At 74.7% G+C, this 4,389-nt stretch carries 6 protein-coding genes; all 6 read left to right on the plus strand.

Going from position 1 to position 4,389, the window contains the following annotated elements; translation table 11 throughout:
- Window positions 1-674, plus strand: a 674-nt coding sequence (locus AC08ON_RS13870) for a hypothetical protein (RefSeq protein ID WP_476617117.1), incomplete at its 5' end; no start/stop codon positions are given.
- Window positions 671-1,393 carry an SAF domain-containing protein gene (locus AC08ON_RS13875; protein ID WP_476607710.1) on the plus strand — a complete coding sequence of 241 codons (723 nt, stop codon included), beginning with the start codon at window positions 671-673 and terminating at the stop codon, window positions 1,391-1,393. The genes AC08ON_RS13870 and AC08ON_RS13875, both read left to right, overlap by 4 nt.
- Window positions 1,390-2,601, plus strand: a complete 1,212-nt coding sequence (locus AC08ON_RS13880; RefSeq protein ID WP_476607711.1) for an ATPase, T2SS/T4P/T4SS family — start codon at window positions 1,390-1,392, stop codon at window positions 2,599-2,601. Before AC08ON_RS13875 ends, AC08ON_RS13880 begins: the two co-directional genes overlap by 4 nt.
- Entirely contained in the window at window positions 2,565-2,750 is a 186-nt protein-coding gene (locus AC08ON_RS13885; RefSeq protein WP_476607712.1) for a hypothetical protein, read from the plus strand. The genes AC08ON_RS13880 and AC08ON_RS13885 overlap by 37 nt, the downstream gene beginning before the upstream one ends.
- A complete protein-coding gene (locus AC08ON_RS13890) occupies window positions 2,747-3,652 on the plus strand; it encodes a type II secretion system F family protein (protein WP_476607713.1) in 906 nt (301 codons plus the stop codon). Before AC08ON_RS13885 ends, AC08ON_RS13890 begins: the two co-directional genes overlap by 4 nt.
- The coding region (locus AC08ON_RS13895) for a type II secretion system F family protein (RefSeq protein WP_476617118.1) at window positions 3,649-4,389 on the plus strand (741 nt) is incomplete at its 3' end. The genes AC08ON_RS13890 and AC08ON_RS13895, both read left to right, overlap by 4 nt.

Raw genomic sequence — 4,389 nt, forward strand, 5'->3', positions numbered from 1 at the left:
CGGCCGCGTGCCGCTGGCTGGTGGGCTATGCGGCCGCCGAGCAGCTGGTGAAGCCGCGACCGGAGTCCATCGGCCTGGTCGACGTCGAACGGGTCGAGGCGGACGGTGGCCGGTCCCGGATGTACGCGCGGATCTGCGACGGCCGGATCGTCGGGTGGGCGTGGCTACGGGTTCCGAATGTCTCCGGCGCGGTGGCGTCGGCGGCGCGGGAGGTGCGGCGCCGGCTGCCGGCTCCGCGTGGCCGGTTCTCCCCCGACGTGGCGGGGGCGGCGGTGGTGCGGGTGCCGGTGTGGTTCGCGGTGCCGGGGCAGTGGTCGGCGGTGTCCGCGTCGGCGCAGATCCCGGGGGCGTCGGTGACCGTGACCGCGGCCCCGACGGTGTTGCGGTTCGCCCCGGGCGATGGCTCGCCGCCGGTGTCCTGTGTCGGGCCGGGCCCGGTGTTCGTCCCCGGCACACCGGAGCCGGCGCGTCTCCCGGCCTGCTCATACACCTATCGGGACGCCTCCACGGCCGCGCCGGGCGGCCGGTTCTGGCCCGGGGTGCTGGCCATCGACTGGACCGTGGCCTGGAGTGCGAGCGACGGCGAACACGGCACGCTTCCCGGTATCACGACCCGGGCGGAGGTGCCGGTCGAGGTGCGGGAGATCGAGGCGGTTGAGAGGGCGGGGCGATGACCCGGCCGGCGAGACCCACCGATCACGACTGGATCGCGGACGACCTCGACCCCGGTCCGCAGAGCGGCGTGGCGCGCCGCCGGTGGGGCGGCGCGGCCGTGGCGCTGCTGCTCATGGTCCTCGGCGCGGCCGGCGCGCTGTGGTTGTCCTCGGACGATGCACGCCGGGTCGAGGTGGTGGCGCTCGCCCGTCCGCTGGCCCGCGGCACGGTGGTGGCACCGGCGGATCTGGCGGTCGTAGGTGTGGATGCACGGGGCGGGTCGGTGCGGCTGGCCACGCCGGCCACGGCGCGCCGCGCGCTGGTGGGGCAGCCGGTGCTCCTGGACCTACCGGCGGGCACCCTGCTCAGCCCGGAGATGGTCGGCTCGGTGACGGCACCCGCCGGGCAGGTCTCGATCGGGGTGACGGTCGGCCCGGACGGTCTGCCCTCGGCGTCGGTCCGGACCGGTGATGCCGTGGGGGTCCTGGGGTTCGACACGACGACCGGCCGGGCCGTGGTGCTGGCCCGTAACGTACGGATCGCCGAGGTCCACCCGCAGGCGGCGACGGGCCGGTCCGGGGACACGGTCGTCTACCTCGCCCTGCCCGAGAGGCTGGCGGCGACGTCCGAGCATGGCGTCCGCCTCTTCGGTGTCGGCGGTGGGTCTTCGCCCGGGCCGGCTGACGGCGGCCCGGCCGGTGGTAGCGGGGACGGCCCTGGGCAGGGAGGTGGCGGATGAGCCTGCAGCCGAGCACCTCCGGGTCCGACGGCGGGTCCGATGGCGGGTCCGATGTCGCCGAGGATGTAGCGAGCACGATCAACACGGCGGTGCAGCGTCAGGTGGCGGCGGCGCGCCGCAGCGGCCGGCGGTTCACCCCGACGGAACGCGCCGCGCTCGCCGAGGAGCTCCTCGCCCGGGAACTGGCCGACATCCGGCGCGGCGCGGCCGACGCGCCGCCGCTGGACGCGGCCGGGGAGAACGAGGTGCGGCTGCTGGTCCGCCAGGCCCAGTCGCCGCTGGGTTCGCTCGGCCCGTTCCTGCTGGCGGACCGGTTTTCCGATGTGGAGGTCAACGGCGCGGTCAACCTGGTGCTGACCGAGCGCGGCAGCGGGCATCGGATCGAGGGACGGTCTCCGTTCGGTAGCGACGCCCAGGCGTTTGAGTGGGTGGCCGAGCATGCGGCGTCGGTCGGCCGCCGGTTCGACGAGAGCAACCCGTCGGTGCGGTTCCGGCTGCCGAACGGGGTTCGGGTGCACGCGGTGTCCCGGGTGACTCGCCTGACCCACATCGACTGCCGGTTGTTTCGGCCCGGCCTGGACACCCTGGACGGACTCGCCGACGCGGGGATGTTCGGATCGGACATCACCGCCCTGCTCGCGGGGACGGCGGCGTTGCGTCAACCGTTCGGGCTGATCATCTCGGGTGGGACGGGAGCGGGGAAGACGACGCTGCTGCGGGCGTGGGTCAACGCCACACCCGACGATCCGATCCTCGACCGGATGGTGACGGTGGAGGATGAGCAGGAGCTGTTCCTGGCCCCGGAGCGGTTCCGCAACCTGGTGGAGTTCGAGGCCCGCGAGCGCAACGTCGACGGCCGCGGCGAGTATTCGATGGCGCGGTATCTCGCGGAGAACCTGCGCCGTCAGACCCCGCACCGGGTCCTGCTCGGGGAACTGCGCCCCGACGGCGGCGTCCTGCCGCTGCTGCTGGCGCTCGGGCAGGGCATCGCCCAAGGGGTGGCGACGACGATCCACGCACCGAGCGCCGCCGACGTCGTCGCCCGGCTACGCACGTATGCGGCGTTCGACCCGGGGCGGGTGCCGGAGGCGGCGGTGTTGGAGACCATCGCGTCCACCGTCGATCTGATCGTGCATGTCGCGAACCTGGACGCCGGCGGGTGGTCACGAGCGTGCATGAGATCGGGGAGTACCGGGAGGGCCGGGTGACCTCGGCGGAGCTGTGGCGCTGGGACGCGAGGATCGAGCGGGCGGTACGCACGGACCTGGACTTCTCCGACCAGCTCGCCGCCAAACTGGGTTCCGCCGGGGTCGGCCCGGCGGTCCTCACCCGGCGCCGGGCGAGGGCGGCCTGGTGAACGCGCAGACCCGCCTCCTCATCGGGGCGCTGTCCGGTGCGTTGGTCGGCCTGGGATGCTGGCTGCTGCTCGTCGCCTTGCTGCAGGATCGGGACGTCCCCGCCGGCCGGAGCCGCCCTGTTGGCTGGGGCCGCCGGCTGCCGGGCGGGCCCCGGGAGGGCCGGCCGTCCGACGCCGGGATGGCCGGGTGGGGTGCGGAGTTCGTGTTGCCGGTGGCGGGCGGCGTGCTCGCCGGTCTGATCCTCGGCGTCGTGGTCGGTGTGCCGGTGCTCGGGGTGCTGGGTGGTGGCGCCGCGTGGCTGGCGCACGACGTCCGGCGGGGTCCAAGCGTCGACGAGCTGAACGAGCTCGGTGAGGCGGTCGCGACCTGGTGCGAGACGGTGCGCCAGGAACTCGACGCCGGGCAGCCGCTGAAGGCTGCGGTGGTGGCGTCGTGTCAGCTGCCCCCGCCCGCGCTCGCCGGGCCGTTGGGCCGGTTACGGGTCCGCCTCGATCGGGAGCCGTTGCCGGCGGCGCTGGCCGGCTTCCGGGCGGAGGTGAACCATCCGCTTGTCGGGTCGATCGTCGCCGTGCTGTCGCTGACCTACCGGCGGGGCGCCGGGGACCTGGCGCGGCTGATGGCCGAGCAGGTCGAGTCGACCCGCCACCGGGTCGCGGTGCTGCGGGATCTGCATGCCGTCCGGGCCCGCTACCGCCGGTCGATGGTGCTGCTGCTCGGCCTGTTCGCCGTGTCCGTCGTCGGTGTCCTGGCGGTATGGCCGGCGATGCTCGCTCCCTACCGCACCGCTTGGGGCCAGATGGTCCTCATCATGATCGCCGGCGTTGTGGGTCTGGCGGTGCGGACCCTGGTCCGGCTGGCCCGGCCCGCCGTGGTCCCGGACTTCTTCGGCGACGCGACATGACCGGCCCGCTGTCCGACGCGGCGGTACCGGCTCTTTGCGGTGCGATCGTTGGCGCCGGGCTGTTCCTCCTTGGGCGGAGCCTGCGCCCGACCCCCGCACCCGACCAGCAGCCGGCCTGGGGTGCGACCGGTGGCCGCTGGGCCGGGCAGGTCCACCGCCGGCTCGAGCAGACCGTCGGCCCGGCGTGGGCGCGGCGACTGCTCCTCGCCGAGGACCTTGCCGTGCTTGGCCTCGACCCGGCCGCGCACACCGCGACCAGGATGATCCGCCTGCTGGTCGTGGTGAGCGCCGCGGTGGGGCTGGCCGCGGTGGGGTGGGCGAGCGGGATCGTGCTGCCCGCGACGACCCTGCCGCTCGGCTGTGTCGCCGCGGTGCCGTTCGGGTTCGTGTGGGCGGATCGGCCGCTGCACCGCCGGGCGAGTGCCCGCCGGCAGGAGACGAGGCTGGCCGTGGCCGCCTATCTCGATCTGGTGCGGATCCTGCTGGTCGGTGGGCTGTCGCTGCATACCGCGCTGCAGACCGCGGCCGATGCCGGCCGGGGATGGGCCTTCACCGAGATCCGCGCCGCCCTGCAGTGGGCCCGCGCCCGCCATGTCCCGCCGGACGCCGGGCTGAACCGCCTTGCCGTGCGAGTGCCGGTGGCGGAGTTCGCCGAGCTGCGCCTGACGGTCAGCTCGGCGCTGCGCGGCGCGTCCCCGGTCCTCGCGTTGCAGAGCAAGAGTACCCACCTGCGCGCC

The organism is Frankia sp. CoWAU3, from assembly GCF_977971855.1.

What these genes read in the sequence shown, in the direction of transcription:
- AC08ON_RS13880 (WP_476607711.1), top strand. Translation starts at nt 1,390, where the DNA reads ATGAGCCTGCAGCCGAGCACCTCCGGGTCCGACGGCGGGTCCGATGGC.
- AC08ON_RS13875 (WP_476607710.1), top strand. Translation starts at nt 671, where the DNA reads ATGACCCGGCCGGCGAGACCCACCGATCACGACTGGATCGCGGACGAC.